Source organism: Rhodococcus sp. SG20037, from assembly GCF_031763325.1.
Classification (GTDB): domain Bacteria; phylum Actinomycetota; class Actinomycetes; order Mycobacteriales; family Mycobacteriaceae; genus Rhodococcus_F; species Rhodococcus_F qingshengii.
In genome coordinates this window covers 4,812,717-4,828,620 of the sequence record NZ_CP134497.1, presented here as the reverse complement: position 1 = coordinate 4,828,620, position 15,904 = coordinate 4,812,717, and the positions used below count along the sequence as shown (strand labels likewise).

The following is a 15,904-nucleotide window of genomic DNA, read 5'->3' as shown; positions in this document are numbered from 1 at the left end:
GGTCACAAGCCGTGGAGGGCGCTGCCGCCGTTCAACTCGCAGACGCGTTGCTCCACGGTCGCCGAGAAGCCCCCTTCCGGCTCGGTCGAACGGAGAGCCGATTCGACATCTTGCTCGACCAGATATCCGTTGATCGCGATTGCCGCGGTCGAACCTGCCGCCGCAGCATTGATTACCTGGGCGCGAGGGTCGACGACGTTGCCGGCGCCCCAGATACCAGGAACACCGGTGGCGCCGGAACGATCGACAGCCACGAATCCCGTGGGGCTGGTTTTGCAGCCGAGTCGCGTCAGATGTGCGTCGTTCGGAACGAAACGCGGCGCAACGAACAGTGCTGAGCGCGCAACAAGTTGGCCGTTGTCGAGTTCGACGGCTTTCAGTTTGCTTTTCTCGCAGACCAATCCAGATACCGATCCGTCGGCAACCGTCACTCCTCGGGCAGCCAGTCGCGCGCGTTCGTCGGGGGTGAGCGAGATCTTGTCGGGGAAGAACGTCACATCCGACGACCACTGTCGGAGTAGAAACGCCTGGTGAAGTGACATCTCGCGAGCGTCGCCGCCGAGAACGCCGATCGGTTGGTCGCTGATCTCGTACGCATGGCTGTACGGGCAATGGAGCACGCTTTGTCCCCAAAGCTCCTGGATGCCTGGTATTTCCGGGAGTGAATCCCGTAGACCGGTGGCAACCAGCACAGTACGAGTTTCGAGCGTCGTGCCTCCTGAAAGTTCGACGACAAAGCCGGGTTCGATACCGCGCCAGGAGATGTCGACTACGTCATCTTGTGTCAATTCCACTCCGTACGTCTGCAATTCGCTGCGTCCGACGGCGAGCAACTCACGTGGCGCCATGCCGTCGCGCGAGAGGAAGCCGTGCATGTGTGCTGCCGGTGCGTTGCGCGGTTTGCCGGAATCGATGAGGGCGACCGAGCGCCGAGCACGACCCAACACCAGGGCTGCGCTGAGTCCGGCGGCGCCACCGCCGACGATCACGGCGTCGAGGATCTCAGTTTCAGTGTGTGTTCGCATGAGCACAGATTGCTCGCGGAGGGGGTTCTTCAGCAACTAATGTTGCCATTTCTGGGAATCGTCGTCAGACTCGGCACCATGAATGTCAACGGTCCGCACATCGATGCCGCCATCTCGCAGATCGGCGCGCGCCTCAAACGCATTCGTACACAGAGGAACGTCACGCTCACAGCGCTGTCCGAGTCCACCGGTATTTCGAAGAGCACCCTGTCGAGGCTCGAAGCGGGGGAGCGTCGCCCGAGCTTGGAGTTGCTGCTTCCGATCGCGCTTGCCCACCAAGTGCCGTTGGACCAACTGGTGGCGGCACCGCAGGTCGCCGATCCACGCATCCAGAGTGCGCCTCGAAGCGTCAGTGGGCGAACGGTATTGCCGCTGACTCGGCAACCGGGTGGGTTGCAGGCATTCAAGATGACCATCCCGGCAAGCCAGACGGAACCGGATCCCCAAGTGCACGACGGCTACGAATGGCTGTACGTGTTGTCGGGGAGGTTGCGGTTGGTGTTGGCCGATCACGACATCGTGATGGGTACGGGTGAAGCTGCTGAATTCGACACCCGAAACCCGCATTGGTTCGGCAGTGACGGGCGCGGCCCGGTCGAGGTACTGAGTCTGTTCGGCCCCCAAGGAGAACGCATCCACGTTCGGGCCAGGCCTTCGGCGAAGTGACGGACAGTCATACTTTCATTCGATGCTGCCGGAAGCGAAGAGGACAGTGAGGGTCTGTGCGAATCGAAATTGACGACCTGAGTCGGGATGCGGTCCGTGCTCTACTCACCGAACATCTCGCCGACATGCACGCGACCTCGCCCTCGGACAGCGTTCACGCGCTGGACGTCACGGGGCTGATGGATATCTCTGTGACCATGTGGACGCTGTGGAGCGAAGGTGACGAGTTACTCGGTTGCGTCGCGCTCAAGGAACGGTCGTCGGCGGGCGGCGAGATCAAGTCGATGCGAACGTCATCGGCAGCAAGGGGGCGTGGCGTGGGAACGCGACTTCTTCAACACGTCGTGGACGAGTCGAGACAACGAGGTTACCGGCAACTCGAATTGGAGACCGGTACGCAAGAGTTCTTCGATCCAGCTCGCCGGTTGTACGCGAAATTCGGGTTCGTGCCTTGTCCACCGTTCGGGAACTACCGCGAAGACCCGAACAGCGCATTCTTCGTTCTCACCTTGTGAGCAGCTCGCACGCTACAGCATCTTTGCTGTGATGCGTCGTACTGCACTGTCGGAGTCCATGATTGCGGTGTCGAGCACCAGCCGTTCCGTAGTCCACGGCTCGTAGTCTCGATCCAGAATTTCCTGCCACGTCGGTGGTACGAGATCCGGGATGTCGACGACTCGCCGTTCAGCGCGTCTGCGATGCTCGTCGGGATCCGAACAGATGACCTCGACACCGAGCAGGCGCGCCGAATTATGTTGTGCGGTAGCGGACCAGGCGTCTCGTGTCGCCTCGACGGGGTTGACGCATTCGACCACGACCGAAAGTCCGAGTCGCAATTGTTCGGCGGCGAGCGCGTACCCGGTGATGTATCCGGCGGTCCCGGACCCGTCAGCGATACCGCTGCGGATCAGCGCCTGTTCGATGGTATCGATCCGCACGAAGGGGATTTGGTGACGCTGCGCAAGCGCCCGCGCGATCGTCGACTTGCCGGTGGCCGGCAAACCACCGATCACGACGAGCGTTGCGCGAGTCGATGGCTGGGGGTTGTGTCCGGCATCCACCATCCCCGAAATGTACGGGGCGTTGTCGATTTACGTGAACTCGCCCCGTACTCGCCCCGTACTCGCTCAGTTCGAGATCGCGAACTCTCGTGCTTCGAACGCCAGATCGTCGGCGGCGGATTCCATTCGTGCCGTCGCGCGGTTGGGTGCTGTCAGCACTGCGACAATCGGAACTGCCAACGCCAGCAGGCCGAGAACGAAGACAGGGAAGAGGAATGAGAACACTTCGAGTCCCTGTGGCGCCGGGGCTGCCGCGTCGTGAACAACCTCGACAGCGGCCATTCCGGTGTAGTGCATACCGACGACAGCGATGCCCATGATGATTCCGGCGACAAAACGCAGAATCGTGGACTCGAGCACCATGGTGAACCACAGTGCAGCGGTTCCGGCGACGACTGCGATGAGAACCGACAGTGCAACGAAGAGCAGGTCGTAGTGGATCTCGCCCTGAAAGCGCAAGGCGCGCATACCCGTGTAATGCATGATGTTCACGGCGAGACCGGTTACCACGCCCCCGATCAGAAGCCGCGTCCAGCGAAATTCGGTCCCGATGATCAGCAGGCCGACAAACACGGCCCCTACTGAGATGATCGCGGAGATCACGGTCCATCCGAGGTTGTATCGAATGGGACTGCCGGGGACCGCGAAGCCGAGCATGGCGATGAAATGCATGAGCCAGATGGCGACGCCACCGATCGACAAGGCAGCCATGGCGAGCCATCGCATGCGTGTGGCGGTTGTCGTCGCGGACGCTGAATGCCTGGTGCACGCCAGGCCGACTACCGACCCGACCACGGACACGACGTAGGCGAGTCCGAGCAGCCAGATTCCCATCGAGAAATGGTGCATTTCATCCGACATGCCAGTTCCTTTCGGCGACGATTCGCATCTGGTGATTCATCTAGACGACTGCTTCAGCTGCAAGTCGTTCGAGGGAGTATTCGGTGACGGCGATCAGCGCGCGTTTGGCTGATTCGCGGTTTCGGGCGTCGATCTCGATCATGGGAACCCGGTTGGGTAGAGCCAACGCCTGGCGGAGATCGCTCGCCGAATGGATTGGTGCGCCGTCGAAACGGTTGACCGCCACGATGAACGGGAGGCCTCGCGCCTCGAAGAAGTCGACTGCGGCGAAGCTGTCTTCCAGGCGACGCGTGTCGACCAGAATGACCGCACCGATCGCACCGGTGATCAGGTCGTCCCACATGAACCAGAAGCGGCGCTGTCCCGGGGTTCCGAACAGATAGAGGACCAGGTCGTCGGCGAGAGTGATGCGCCCGAAGTCCATCGCGACCGTCGTGGTGCTCTTGTCGGGAGTGGATCCGAGATTGTCGATACCGTCGCTGGCGTCGGTGACCATGGCCTCCGTGCGAAGGGGGACGATTTCGGAGACGGTCCCCACAAGTGTTGTCTTGCCAACACCGAAACCCCCGGCGATCACGATTTTTGTCGATTTCACGCGAGACGATGAGTCAGAGTGCCCGAAGTCCACTGAGGGTCCTTTCGATCAGTTCGCGTCGCTCGACTCGAGATGCGTCGCTTCGCAGAGTGGCATGTATTTCCAGTGATCCGGCTACTACGAGGTCGGCGACCAGTACCCGCACGACTCCGATCGGAACACCCAGGTGGGCAGCGATCTCGGCAACCGAGATCCGCTGCTCGCAGAGTGCGACGATCGATGCACGAATATCCTGCGGTGCAAGATTGTTCGAGACCGCGTCTTCGATCGTCGCGATGATCGCTTCGAGTGGGAGGTCGATGGACGGCAGGGTCCGACCTTCGGTGAGCGCGTACGGCCGGACCAAGCTCGGTTCGGCGTCGTCGTACTCGGATTGATGGTGAGGCATCGAACTCAAATACCCTGCGATGTTCTCGGGGCAATGTCCATGGTGGTGCCGACGCGATCGACGAGAGTCGCCATTTCGTAACCGATCTGGCCGATGTCGCATCCGGCGACAGCGAGAGCGGCAAGGTAAGCGCCACTACCGACGCCCATGAGAAGCAGGTAGCCGTTCTCCATCTCGACGACGGACTGCATGACGGCTCCACCGTCGAAGAGGCGTGACGCCCCCGCGGACAGGCTGGCGAGTCCGGAAGTGACAGCGGCTAATTGATCGGCCCGATCGAGCGGAAGATGTGTGCTCGAGGCCGTCAACAACCCGTCGGCTGAGACGATGATCGCGTGACTCACACCCGGCACGTCTCGGGCAAAAGCCGATACCAGCCAGTCGAGTGCGCGGGGAGTCTCTTGGGCTCCGACAGTGTTCACTGTTCTCCTTCATCGTTGTGCAACATCGTGGACGATTCGAAAGACTGTCCGCCATCGGGCTCATGGTCGGCGGCGCGCCGACGCCCTCGTTGTACGCCGGATTGGTAACTGCTCCAACCACGTTGGACGTCCGCCGGATTGGATGCATGGCGCTGTGTCGTTCCGCCTCTCCCGACGGCACCGGGAACCAGGCGGGCTCCGCGGTCTCGAATGGGAAGTCCGGAATCGGCGATCTTGGTGACCGGCATCTCGAACGAGGTCCGAGCGGCCAGCCAGCCTTGATCCGCGTCGGTGGTCCAAGCACTGCCGGTGGAAGCAGCTGAAGTCTCCGCCGTCGGGTCCACGAGCCACTCGGACACCATCCGGGCGAAAATCGGCATCGTGGTCGGGGCAGCGAGTACGCCGTTCGAGTTGCCCTCTCCCGCGCCGTCAGCGCGCGCCGATGCGCGAGCAGAGAGCCCGTCACGGGTGCGCGAGGAGAAGAACGCCGCAGTATTTGTCGGCGTCGGGGCTGAGAGCCGGTGCCGTGGCGGCGGGGTTGTCGACGGGTGTGGACCCACCGGGATCTCGGGACCCTGTGCCGGCGAGGTGAATTCCGGCGAAGGAGTACGCACGGGAAGGGACGTCGATGCGCTTGTGCCTTCGGGATCGGGCAGAGGAGCGAAGGACGACACGGAGGTGGCGGGTGCAGCAGTGGTCGGAGTCGAGGTACTGACCGCCGGTACTCCACTTGTGCCCGGAGTGCGACGTGGCAACCCCGAAGGCGCTGTTGTCGTGGGAATGGATTGCGGTGTGATCGGGGCGAACGTCTCAGTCCGGTCGGTGCTGTTGCTGGGCGTTCGACGCGGGAGATCTGCGAAACTTCTGGTCGCAGGCCGCGGGGGTGCCAATTCGGTCGGGACGGGCTTTGACCAGGACGGTTCAGACGGTGCGGGCGGCGGAGTCCGATCGAGCGTGGGCACGGGTCCGGTTCGCGGCGTGCGGATCTCGGGTCCCCGAGAAGAATCGAGTATCGACGTCGGTAGGAGCACCGTTGCGGTGATGCCGCTGTGCGTCGACGACGTTGCCGTCGGGCGCAGGCGCACAGAGATGTTGTAGCGACGACTGATTCGGCTCACGACGAACAAACCCATGCGACGCGCTGTATCCGCGCTCATCTCGCCGCCGGCGGCGAGGCGCTCGTTGGCATCGAGGATATCGGCAGGCGACATGCCGATACCGAGATCTGCGATCTCGACGATCATGGAGCCGTCGATGGTGCGGGCAGCGTTGATGGAGACGGTGGTCTCCGGCGGGGAGTACCGCAGAGAATTGTCGAGCAGTTCAGCGATGAGGTGAACGACGTCCGGGGCAGCATGACCGGTGACGACTCCGGGCGGTATCTGCCCGAGTTCGACGCGTCGATATTCCTCGACGCCTGATACCGCCGCACGAAGGATATCGCCGAGAGCGACGGGGGCGGTTCTGGCGCGGCGTACATCGGTTCCGGCGAGAACCAACAAGTTGTCGCCGTTTCTACGCATTCTCGCGGCGATGTGGTCGAGCCGGAACAGATTCTCGAGGCGACGAGGGTCGTCTTCGTCCTGCTCCAACTGTTCGATCAAACCGAGTTGCTGGTCGACGAGGGACTTGTTACGCCTCGACAGCGTTTCGAACATGTCGTTGACCTGGCGCCGCAGGGTGGCCTGCTCGCCGGCCAGCGTGATGGCCTGACCGTGCATGTCGTCCACCGCGCGTGCAAGCTCGCCGATTTCCTCGTGGGTGCGGATCGGTACACGGGCGAAGTCGACGTCGTCGATACTGGCACCTGCGCGAATTCGTTCGATCGCGTCGGGGAGTCCGCGTCGTGCTGCTTGCAATGCGGCAAATCGCAGCCGACGGATCGGATCGATGAGCGATCGGCTGATGACGAGGGCGATGGCCAGTGCCAGCAGGACCGCGCCGAGCACGATTGCAGTGTCACGAAGTGCTGCGGTTCGTGCTGCATTGGATTCAGCGGTGACGGTATCGCCGAACTCGGTGACGGTGGTGTCGGTCAGGCTGTTGTACTGGTCGTTTCCGGATTTCAGATCGGTACCGACGCGGCTCCCCAGAGGAGAGGTCGACGGGGTTGATCCGAGTGCGTTGATCCGGTTCTGAGCGGAGTTGCTGAGGGTCCGGACGGTGTCGTTGCTCCCGTCGATGGCGAGAATGTTGTTCAGAGCGACCAGTTCGGCACCGGCGGCACTGACCATCGAGGTACGAGCCTGCTGGTCCGGATCACCTGAGCCGAAGAGGATTCGTTGTTCGGCCAGTGCTCGTCGCGCATCCCAGAGTGCTGAGAGTCGGCCACCCTCTTCGCGCAGCGCCGGACGCTGAGAATGCTCGACGACGCTGGTGAAGGTGCTCGAGAGTGCGCGAGAGACTTCGCCGACCCGCGAAACCAAGCGTGCGGGAGCCACCGCGCCGGCGGCGACCTCCTCCGTGATGGAACGGCTCTCTGCGAGCGCCGAAGTCACTTGGTCGTTGAGATCGTCGTCGGACTGGAACGCGCGCGCGGCGTCGACCAGTTGATCCATTGCGTCCGAAACCGCTTGTGTGGCGGGGCCGGTGTCAGTGCGTGCCGATGCGGCTTCGGCGAGCTCGTACAGCGCGGATTCGAGATTGATCGCGGCGGGCACAGCGAGGGCGCGCTCGGACGAGGAACTCAGCTGTGCGGCTTCTTCGAGTTCCGTCTGAACGCGAAGGGCTCCGAGGACGACGGCGACGATCATCGGCAATGCGAGAACGGCGATGACCTTCCATCCCAGGCGCCATTCGCCGATCGACCACCAAGAGGTTGTCGTGTGTGAATCGTGTTTCATGCGGAACATGGCCCCTTCACGTCAACCCCCCGTGGGTCATTGCCCGAACCCCTTCGATCCGGTTTGACCAGAAGGGGTAGTTAGCTGAACGGTAACAGACTGTTCGCTGGCTCGCTACATCCCAGTTGGCTTCTTGGATCGCCGATGACTATATCCGGATTGTAAGGCCAGGTGAAAGGGTAAACGGACAAGTGCGGCGAATGGGATAGCCGGAAAGTCAAATTTGGTAGCTCGGCGAGCGGTGTTGCCCGGGAATTCGTGGAACTCACGGCAAGCATCTGGCTCGTGTCCCGACATCGAGGACACGTCCGAACGAGGCGCACACGCATGTCAGAATGTGGAAACCGCACCGATGACCGAATTGAACTTGGAGCCATAGTGAGTGGAACTGCTCGCGACGCGTTGCGCGCGATCGCCGAACTGCTCGCCCCTGACAGCGCTGTTGTCATCGATCGTGTGACTCTCGCGATCGACCAGCCGGAACGGTATGTCGAAGTACAGAACGAGTTATACTCACAGACGCTCGAGAAGCCGCACCCGGAAATGGCGTGGTTTGCTCTCGTCGACGCATTGCACGAACAAGAACGCCTGGTCTGGGTGGATTGGAACGAGGGCGCTGCCGAGGTTCTGGGTCAGCTGCGAGTGCTCACGTCGGCGCCGGCAGGATCGTGGGAGTGGGCGGACAGTCTTGCCATGGGCTTCGATCGAGCTGCCGGACTCGAATCGCTTCTCGCCCGTATCGTCGACAACATCACCGATACGGGCGTTTCACTTGCCTGGCTCGACAGCGACAGCGATACGTTTCTCCTCGCGCTCGTCCCGAGTGTTCACGGTGCAACGCTCGTCGAACTCGCGCTGGCAACCGGGCACTGCGTGCGCGTGTTCTAGAGTCTCAGCGTTTGCCGAGCAGGCGGCGCAATCCTTCGATTCGATCGCTCAGTCTGGGCGGCGTGCGCTCGGGATCCATCAGTGCATTTTCAGCGAGCACGTGGTCTTCGCCGTCGACTGTGTTCCGGTCGAATTCGCGCAGACTGCGAGCGTCGGAGGTCGAGAGAGCGCGAACCGTCGACAACAGTGACTGCTCACCCAACGCGTCGTCGACTTCTTCCTCGGTGACGTCGAGGTGCTCGCTGAGTAGGCGGCGCCTCAATCCGATGATCGAGGCGCGCAACTCGACATCTGCGTCGTCGTCGGATTCGACGGCGATGTCGCACTCGGTGTCGAAGCCCATCGAACGGTTGTTGAGATTCGACGACCCGATTCGCAGGAGGCGATCGTCCATCACGAGAACCTTGGCGTGGACGTAAATAGGTGCGCCAGAAGAGGTCACGGGATAAAACGCACCGAAACGGTCGTGGATATCGGCGGACCACAGCAGATGCAACAGGTCGTGGCGCGCCCCGTCCATCGCCTTTTGTTCCAGCCAACCGTCGGCGTTGCGCGGAATGACCAGAACGATTTCCGGTCCGTCGTCCTCACGCAGGCGCGCGGCAATCGCCTCGGCCAGCGTGCGTGAGGCGAGGTACTGGCTTTCGATGTACAGCGTGTGCTCGGCGCCGGCGATGGCCGCGAGATACAGCGCCTCGATCTCACGAACCTCCGCGCGCTCGCCGAGCTCCGGCAATGTTCTGGCGACGGCTACGTCGACCACCCGCAAGGTGGGAGCCAAATTGACGGGCCACGGAGTCGCAGTGCTCTTGACCGGTGTCAGATCCTCGCCGGTTGCGGATTTCCAGCGTGCCCGCGCCAATTCGCCGATGGCCGCAGCCGCATTGCCGTCGACCGCCGTGGTTGCGTCATGCCAAGGGCCGTAACGCCTTCCGCTCGGCGTGATTCGATAATCGTTTCGGTCGACGTGATCCGAGGTGTCCCAGCGGTCCACAGTCATGTCGATGCCGCCGCAGAACGCCAGAGCGTCGTCGATGACGATGATTTTCTGATGGTGCGCCGCACCAACCGGGTGGGCGCCGTCGATCTCGAACCGTAGGCGCTCGTCGGTCAGCCAGTTGGACACGAAGACGGGAGTCATGCCGCGGCCGATTGCGGTGAACGCGCCGATGTTCCATTTGAGTACGAGGATTTCGAGGTCGGGTTTCTCGCGGACGAGCCAGCGGAGGAACATTCCCAACCGGTTGGGGCCGTCGAGAGTCTGCTCGCCTGGTTCGAGTTTGATGCGCGTGTCGAAGTCCCAGCCGATCAACATGATTCGCTTTTCAGCTTGCAGCATTGCGGACTTCGCATGATGAAAGTAGTCAGCGGCGTCGACGATGCAGGCAAGATTGTCCGCCGGTTCGATGCGCCAGCAGGTTTCGCCCGGAACAAGAATTCTGTTCATTCGCCGATTCCCAGGTACGCGGTCAGTTCGCGCGCTGCCGCTTGGCCGGCGCGGTTGGCTCCGATCGTCGACGACGACGGTCCGTATCCCACCAGGTGCACGCGAGGGTCGGCTTCGACCTGCGTGGCGAGGCGCCCGGTCATCGGGATTCCGCCACCCGGTCCGCGCAGGTGCAACGGCGCCAGGTGATCGAGTGAGCTACGAAAACCGGTGCACCACAAGATGACATCGGCGTCGGCGACGGTACCGTCGGCCCACTTCACGCCGTTCGGAAGAATTTCGGAGAACATCGGCAGTCGATTCATCACACCACGCTCACGTGCTGCCCGGATGGCAGGCGTTACCGGGAGGCCGGTCACCGAGACAACGGATCCCGGTGGCAGGCCGCGTCGTACACGATCTTCGACCATGGCAACCGCAGCGCGGCCGATGTCCGGCGTGAACGGCTCGTCGCGGAACTCGGGTTCGCGCCGCGTCACCCAGGTAGTGGTCGTGACGCGTGAGATCTCGTCGAGCAGTTGGACAGCCGAGATCCCGCCGCCGACCACGACGACATGTTTGCCTTCGAACTCGGCAGCGGTTCGATAGTCCTTCGTGTGCAGTTGTCGGCCACGGAACGACTCGGCCCCGCGATAGTGGGGGATGAAGGGCCGCTCCCAGGTCCCCGTCGCGTTGATCAAGCCTCGCGCCGCGAATACTCCCCGGTCGGTCTCGATCCGCAGGCGCTCTTCCCTCGGACACACCACTCGCGTGTGTACCGGGCGGTGGACGGGAAGTTCGAATTGCTTTTCGTACAGTTCGAAGTAGTGGGGGACCGCCACCGATGCAGGCACCTGTTCGGCGTCTGTACCGGTGGTTTCCGCGAAGGACATTCCCGGGAGGTCATGGACGCCGTTGACGGTGCTCAGTGTCAGGCTCGGCCAACGGAACTGCCACGCCCCGCCCGGCCCCGACGCATGATCGAGCACCACGAACCCCGATTCGGGCTCGATTCCGAACTTGCGCAGGTAGTACGCGGCGGAGAGTCCGGCCTGTCCGGCGCCGATCACCACCACGTCAACCGGGTGTGGTTGCTGTGCGGCAAGGTCGTCTGTACTCATCGGTAATCTAACCTCCTGATGTACAGAACTTAGCTGCAGAGAAGTATGCGGACGGTATCGGCGCCTCGGAACATCCCTGTGTCGAGCCTTCCAGAAACGAAAGTGAGCGGACATGATCGGGTTCTCCCGTGACGGCAACGTCGTGACCATCGAGTTGCAGCGTCACGAGCGTCGTAATGCGCTCAGCGCGGAACTCTGCATCGCAATACGGGACGCGATGAACGCGGCGGTAGCCGAGCACGCGCACGTCGTCGTCATCACCGGTGAGGGATCGGCGTTCTGTGCAGGCGCGGACCTTTCCGGCGACGTCTACATGGAGGGCTTCACCGATCGCCTGTTCGAGATGCTTCGCTCTATCGACACGGCGCCCATCCCCGTCATCGCTGCCGTCAACGGTCCGGCCATCGGCGCGGGCACGCAACTGGCCATCGCGTCGGATCTTCGCGTCGTAGCGCCGAGCGCTCGCTTCGGAATCCCGGCCGCCACCCTCGGTGTCTCGGTGGACAAGTGGACGATGCGTCGGCTCGCGTCGCTGGTCGGCGGCGGTCCCGCGCGCACCATTTTGCTCGGCATCGAACAGATCGGCGCCGAAGAAGCCTTCACTCGCGGCCTCGCCAACAAAATCGGAACCCTCGACGACGCTCAGGAATGGGCACACCGCATCGCGAATCTCGCACCGCTGTCGTTGCGGCACATGAAGATGGTTCTCAACGACGACGGCACCATGGAGGAGCAGTCTCCCGAGCAGCTCGACGCGCTTCACGCCGCCTGGCTCAGCGAGGACGTCCAGGAAGCCCGCGCTGCCCGCATCGAGAACCGCCCTCCCGTATTCAAGGGTAAGTAAAGCTGGTTGCAGGGAAAACAGGCGCCGGGCACGCAGGGCAGATAGTGGCTACGCTCGTCTGAATGAAGAAGACGACGGTTCTCGGAGTTGCTGCTGTTGCCGCGGCGACGGGGTGGGTGGCGCGAGCCGCATGGGGCATCCCGACGCAGATCGGGGCCTCGCGAAACACGGTGCAACCGTATGCGGCGATGTCCCCGCGATACCGGGACCGCCAGTTCCACAACTCGGAGCCCAGCAGCACACTGGTTCCGGGCACCGATGTCGGAATGTTCAAGTCGATGGCCACGCGAGGGTCGACGGGTCGGCCGCGTCGGCCGATTCCGTTGGCCACTCCGCTGGCACCGGCGGCAGCCGGCGACGCGGCGGTGACGTGGTACGGCCATTCGAGCGTTCTCGTCGAGGTCGACGGCTACCGCGTTCTCGCCGATCCGGTGTGGAGTGAACGCGTATCACCCTCGGCCACAGTAGGTCCCGCGCGCATGCACCCCACTCCGGTGGCTTTGACCGAACTGCCTGCAGTGGATGCGATAGTCATCTCTCACGATCACTACGACCATCTCGACATGGCTACGGTCAAGACCCTGACTCGTACACAGACCGCTCCGTTCGTCGTGCCGATCGGTATCGGGGCTCACCTGCGGCACTGGAAGGTGCCCGAGAACCGGATCGTGGAATTGGACTGGGACGAGTCGACAAAAATCGACGACCTGGTCCTCACGTGCACGGAGGCTCGTCACTTCTCCGGTCGTGGCCTCGTCCGGAACACGACGCAGTGGGCGTCGTGGGTATTCGCCGGGCCGAAGCACCGGGTCTTCTTCGGTGGTGACAGCGGATACACATCGCGTTTCGAACAGCTGGGTGAAACCTATGGGCCTTTCGATCTGACGCTTCTCCCCGTCGGTGCGTACGACGTGCGCTGGCCGGACATCCACATGAATCCGGAAGAGGCAGTGCAGACGCACATCGACCTCAACAAGGGCGACGGGTCGCGCGGTGTCTTCGTCCCGATTCACTGGGCGACGTTCAACCTCGCGTTTCACTCGTGGTCGGAGCCGATCATTCGCCTCGACGAGTCGGCTGCAGATGCGGGCACAACAGTGTCGGTCCCGATGCCGGGCGGCAGGATCGACGCGTTGTCACCGACACCGCCGTCGAAGTGGTGGATACCGCTGGGCTGAGCGGCGAAGTGTCGCGGACGTGGTTGCCTGTCGAGTCGCACCCTGATTAGTTGCTCCGGGTGCGTAATCTTTGACCATGGCTCACGAGCACACCAGTTCAGAAGAGACAGCAGTGGCGGTAGCGCCTGAGCGATTGCCGGACGACGTCGACGTCGCCCGCGGTCTGACCGCCGATCAGGTTGCGGCCCGGATCGCGTCGGGACAAACCAACGATGTACCGGACCGGGCGTCCCGCTCGGTCAAGGACATCATTCGCGGCAACGTCTTCACTCGCATCAACGCGATCCTGACCGTGTTGTTGGTGATCGTGCTCGCGACGGGTTCGATCATCGACGGCATGTTCGGACTGCTGATCATCGCGAACAGCGGTATCGGCATCATCCAGGAGATCCGCGCCAAGCGCACGCTCGACGCTCTGGCCATCGTGAGTCAGGCCAAGCCCATGGTCAGGCGTGACGGCGTCGCCGTGGCGATGGCGCCCAAAGATGTTGTGCTCGACGACATTATCGAACTCGGATCCGGTGACCAGATAGTCGTCGACGGTGAGGTGGTCAGTTCGGCCGCACTCGAGGTCGACGAATCGCTGCTCACCGGTGAGGCCGATCCGGTTCACAAGGCGAGTGGCCAGCAAGTGTTGTCGGGCAGTTTTGTTGCCGCGGGCAGCGGTGCATACCGCGCCACCAAGGTCGGCGGCGATGCATACGCGGCCAAGCTGGCCGAAGAGGCGAGCAAGTTCACCCTCGTGCATTCCGAACTGCGTAGCGGCATCGACAAGATCCTGAAGTTCATCACCTACCTGATGATTCCGGCGGGTGCGCTGATCATCTTCAATCAGCTCTTCACGATCGGCCTGCCGATCCGACCGGCACTCAACGGCATGGTGGCAGCTCTGGTTCCGATGGTTCCCGAAGGCCTTGTGCTCATGACGTCCATTGCATTTGCGGTCGGTGTGATCCGGTTGGGCAAGCGCCAGTGCCTCGTTCAGGAGTTGCCGGCGATCGAGGGTCTGGCTCGTGTCGACGTGGTGTGCGCGGACAAGACCGGAACGCTGACCGAGAACGGTATGCGGCTGTCCGAGGTCGACGTCGCACCGGGTGGATCGGGGGAGACTGCGGTCAAGTCCGCGTTGAGCGCGATGGCCGCGTCCGATCCTCGCCCCAACGCGAGTGTCCTGGCGATTCGCGAGTCTCTCTCCGACGACTCCGGGTGGGGCGAAGCGACAGCGGTGGCGCCGTTCTCCTCGGCGAAGAAGTGGAGCGGCCAGTCGTACGGCAGTCACGGCAACTGGGTACTCGGTGCCCCGGACGTGCTGCTCGATCCCGACTCGGAAATGGCCCGCAAGGCCGAGGAAGTGGGTTCGAGCGGACTTCGTGTCCTCATGCTCGGCAGCAGCGACCTCCCTGTCGACGACGCCGACGCCCCTGGCACCGTCACCCCCGAAGCTCTGGTCGTGCTCGAGCAGAAAGTGCGCCCGGACGCCCAGGAGACGTTGGAGTACTTCGCCAGCCAGAAGGTCGCGGTCAAGGTCATTTCCGGCGACAACGCGGTTTCCGTCGGCGCCGTTGCCGGATCCCTCGGACTCGAAGGCGGCGACCGCCCCATCGACGCGCGAGAGCTGCCCAGCGATCAGGAAAAGCTGGCGGACACTCTCGACGGAGCAACGACGTTCGGTCGAGTGCGACCGGATCAGAAGCGGGAAATGGTCGCGGCCTTGCAGTCTCGCGGACATACCGTCGCGATGACCGGTGACGGCGTCAACGACGTGCTCGCACTCAAGGACGCCGACATCGGAGTCTCGATGGGGTCGGGCAGCCCGGCTACCCGAGCCGTGGCCCAGATCGTGCTGCTGGACAACAAGTTCGCGACGCTCCCGTACGTCGTCGCGGAAGGCCGCCGAGTGATCGGCAACATCGAGCGTGTGTCGAATCTGTTCCTGACCAAGACCGTCTACTCGGTGGTGCTTGCGTTCCTGATCGGCATCACCGGCGTCCTGTCCCAGGTCTTCGACTTCGAACCGCTGCCGTACCCGTTCCTGCCCCGCCACGTCACGATCGCAGCGTGGTTCACGATCGGTATCCCGGCCTTCATCTTGTCTCTGGCACCCAACAACGAGCGCGCGCGAACCGGTTTCGTCTCGCGCGTGATGCGTCTGGCGTTGCCGTCGGGCCTGATCATCGGCATCACCACGTTCATCTCCTACGTATTGGCTTACCAAGGCCCGGACCAGACGGAAACCCAGAAGATCCAGGCCGGAACCAGTGCGCTCATCACGTTGATCATGATCGCCGTGTGGGTTCTGGCCGTCGTGGCTCGGCCGTACGTCTGGTGGAAGCTCGTTCTGATCGGCGGGTCGGTGGCCGGATACCTCATCCTGTTCGCGCTGCCGTTCACCCGTGAGTTCTTCAAACTGGATCCGAGCAACGTCGCTGCGACGACGCTCGCGATCACCCTCGGCGCGATCGGCGTTGTACTCGTGGAACTCTCGTGGTGGATCAGCGCACGCCTGCACGGGGAGAAACGAAAGATGTTCGCGACACCCGACGACCTGCCCGGCGAGCATCACCATGCCCACAGTGAGTGAGTAGT

15 protein-coding genes are annotated in these 15,904 nt (G+C 62.8%); 6 read left to right on the top strand and 9 right to left on the bottom strand.

Features of this window, described 5'->3' with window-relative positions; genetic code table 11:
- Window positions 1-2 precede the first annotated feature (2 nt).
- On the bottom strand, window positions 3-1,031 hold the full coding sequence (locus RHP72_RS22030) for an NAD(P)/FAD-dependent oxidoreductase (RefSeq protein WP_397517594.1): 1,029 nt from the start codon (window positions 1,029-1,031) through the stop codon (window positions 3-5).
- Window positions 1,032-1,064: 33 nt separating this feature from the next.
- On the opposite strand from RHP72_RS22030, the gene RHP72_RS22025 reads away from it, so the two are divergent.
- Together RHP72_RS22025 and RHP72_RS22020 are read left to right on the top strand one after the other, a co-directional pair.
- Window positions 1,065-1,691, top strand: coding sequence for a helix-turn-helix domain-containing protein (locus tag RHP72_RS22025; protein ID WP_007727793.1), 627 nt, complete (start codon window positions 1,065-1,067; stop codon window positions 1,689-1,691).
- A 56-nt stretch (window positions 1,692-1,747) separates the two neighbouring features.
- Window positions 1,748-2,206 carry a GNAT family N-acetyltransferase gene (locus RHP72_RS22020; RefSeq protein ID WP_007727787.1) on the top strand — a complete coding sequence of 153 codons (459 nt, stop codon included), beginning with the start codon at window positions 1,748-1,750 and terminating at the stop codon, window positions 2,204-2,206.
- Window positions 2,207-2,218: 12 nt separating this feature from the next.
- Here the strand turns inward: RHP72_RS22020 and RHP72_RS22015 are convergent, their stop codons facing one another.
- The 6 genes from RHP72_RS22015 to RHP72_RS21990 all read right to left on the bottom strand — a co-directional run bounded on the left by RHP72_RS22015 (window position 2,219) and on the right by RHP72_RS21990 (window position 7,861).
- Complete coding sequence (locus tag RHP72_RS22015; RefSeq protein ID WP_054781217.1) at window positions 2,219-2,755, bottom strand: AAA family ATPase; 537 nt, start codon at window positions 2,753-2,755, stop codon at window positions 2,219-2,221.
- Between the two features lie 63 nt (window positions 2,756-2,818).
- Window positions 2,819-3,613: an MHYT domain-containing protein gene (locus RHP72_RS22010; RefSeq protein ID WP_003939865.1), complete on the bottom strand. Its 795-nt coding sequence runs from the start codon at window positions 3,611-3,613 to the stop codon at window positions 2,819-2,821.
- Window positions 3,614-3,653: 40 nt separating this feature from the next.
- Window positions 3,654-4,241, bottom strand: coding sequence for an ATP/GTP-binding protein (locus tag RHP72_RS22005; RefSeq protein WP_003940118.1), 588 nt, complete (start codon window positions 4,239-4,241; stop codon window positions 3,654-3,656).
- Window positions 4,222-4,596, bottom strand: coding sequence for a DUF742 domain-containing protein (locus RHP72_RS22000; RefSeq protein WP_007727785.1), 375 nt, complete (start codon window positions 4,594-4,596; stop codon window positions 4,222-4,224). The genes RHP72_RS22005 and RHP72_RS22000 overlap by 20 nt, the downstream gene beginning before the upstream one ends.
- 5 nt (window positions 4,597-4,601) lie before the next feature.
- Entirely contained in the window at window positions 4,602-5,018 is a 417-nt protein-coding gene (locus RHP72_RS21995) for a roadblock/LC7 domain-containing protein (RefSeq protein WP_003940329.1), read from the bottom strand.
- Window positions 5,015-7,861, bottom strand: coding sequence for an ATP-binding protein (locus tag RHP72_RS21990; protein ID WP_311093799.1), 2,847 nt, complete (start codon window positions 7,859-7,861; stop codon window positions 5,015-5,017). Before RHP72_RS21990 ends, RHP72_RS21995 begins: the two co-directional genes overlap by 4 nt.
- A 378-nt stretch (window positions 7,862-8,239) precedes the next feature.
- Here RHP72_RS21990 and RHP72_RS21985 point away from each other — a divergent pair, with 378 nt between their 5' ends.
- Window positions 8,240-8,749, top strand: a complete 510-nt coding sequence (locus tag RHP72_RS21985; RefSeq protein ID WP_042451123.1) for a hypothetical protein — start codon at window positions 8,240-8,242, stop codon at window positions 8,747-8,749.
- A gap of 4 nt (window positions 8,750-8,753) precedes the next feature.
- On the opposite strand, the gene RHP72_RS21980 is transcribed toward RHP72_RS21985, so the two are convergent.
- The gene (locus RHP72_RS21980) at window positions 8,754-10,196 is read right to left on the bottom strand and encodes a phospholipase D-like domain-containing protein (RefSeq protein WP_161120147.1); all 1,443 of its coding nucleotides are present in this window, start codon (window positions 10,194-10,196) and stop codon (window positions 8,754-8,756) included.
- On the bottom strand, window positions 10,193-11,296 hold the full coding sequence (locus RHP72_RS21975; RefSeq protein ID WP_054188849.1) for an NAD(P)-binding domain-containing protein: 1,104 nt from the start codon (window positions 11,294-11,296) through the stop codon (window positions 10,193-10,195). Before RHP72_RS21975 ends, RHP72_RS21980 begins: the two co-directional genes overlap by 4 nt.
- A gap of 112 nt (window positions 11,297-11,408) precedes the next feature.
- Between RHP72_RS21975 and RHP72_RS21970 the strand changes: the two genes are divergently transcribed.
- The 3 genes from RHP72_RS21970 (at window position 11,409) to RHP72_RS21960 (ending at window position 15,899) form a co-directional block, all read left to right on the top strand.
- The gene (locus RHP72_RS21970; protein WP_003940192.1) at window positions 11,409-12,140 is read left to right on the top strand and encodes an enoyl-CoA hydratase; all 732 of its coding nucleotides are present in this window, start codon (window positions 11,409-11,411) and stop codon (window positions 12,138-12,140) included.
- Between the two features lie 62 nt (window positions 12,141-12,202).
- Window positions 12,203-13,318: an MBL fold metallo-hydrolase gene (locus tag RHP72_RS21965; RefSeq protein WP_007727770.1), complete on the top strand. Its 1,116-nt coding sequence runs from the start codon at window positions 12,203-12,205 to the stop codon at window positions 13,316-13,318.
- A 76-nt stretch (window positions 13,319-13,394) separates the two neighbouring features.
- Window positions 13,395-15,899 (top strand): cation-translocating P-type ATPase, encoded by a 2,505-nt coding sequence (locus RHP72_RS21960; RefSeq protein WP_003940410.1) that lies wholly within the window; start codon window positions 13,395-13,397, stop codon window positions 15,897-15,899.
- The last annotated feature ends 5 nt before the right edge of the window (window positions 15,900-15,904 follow it).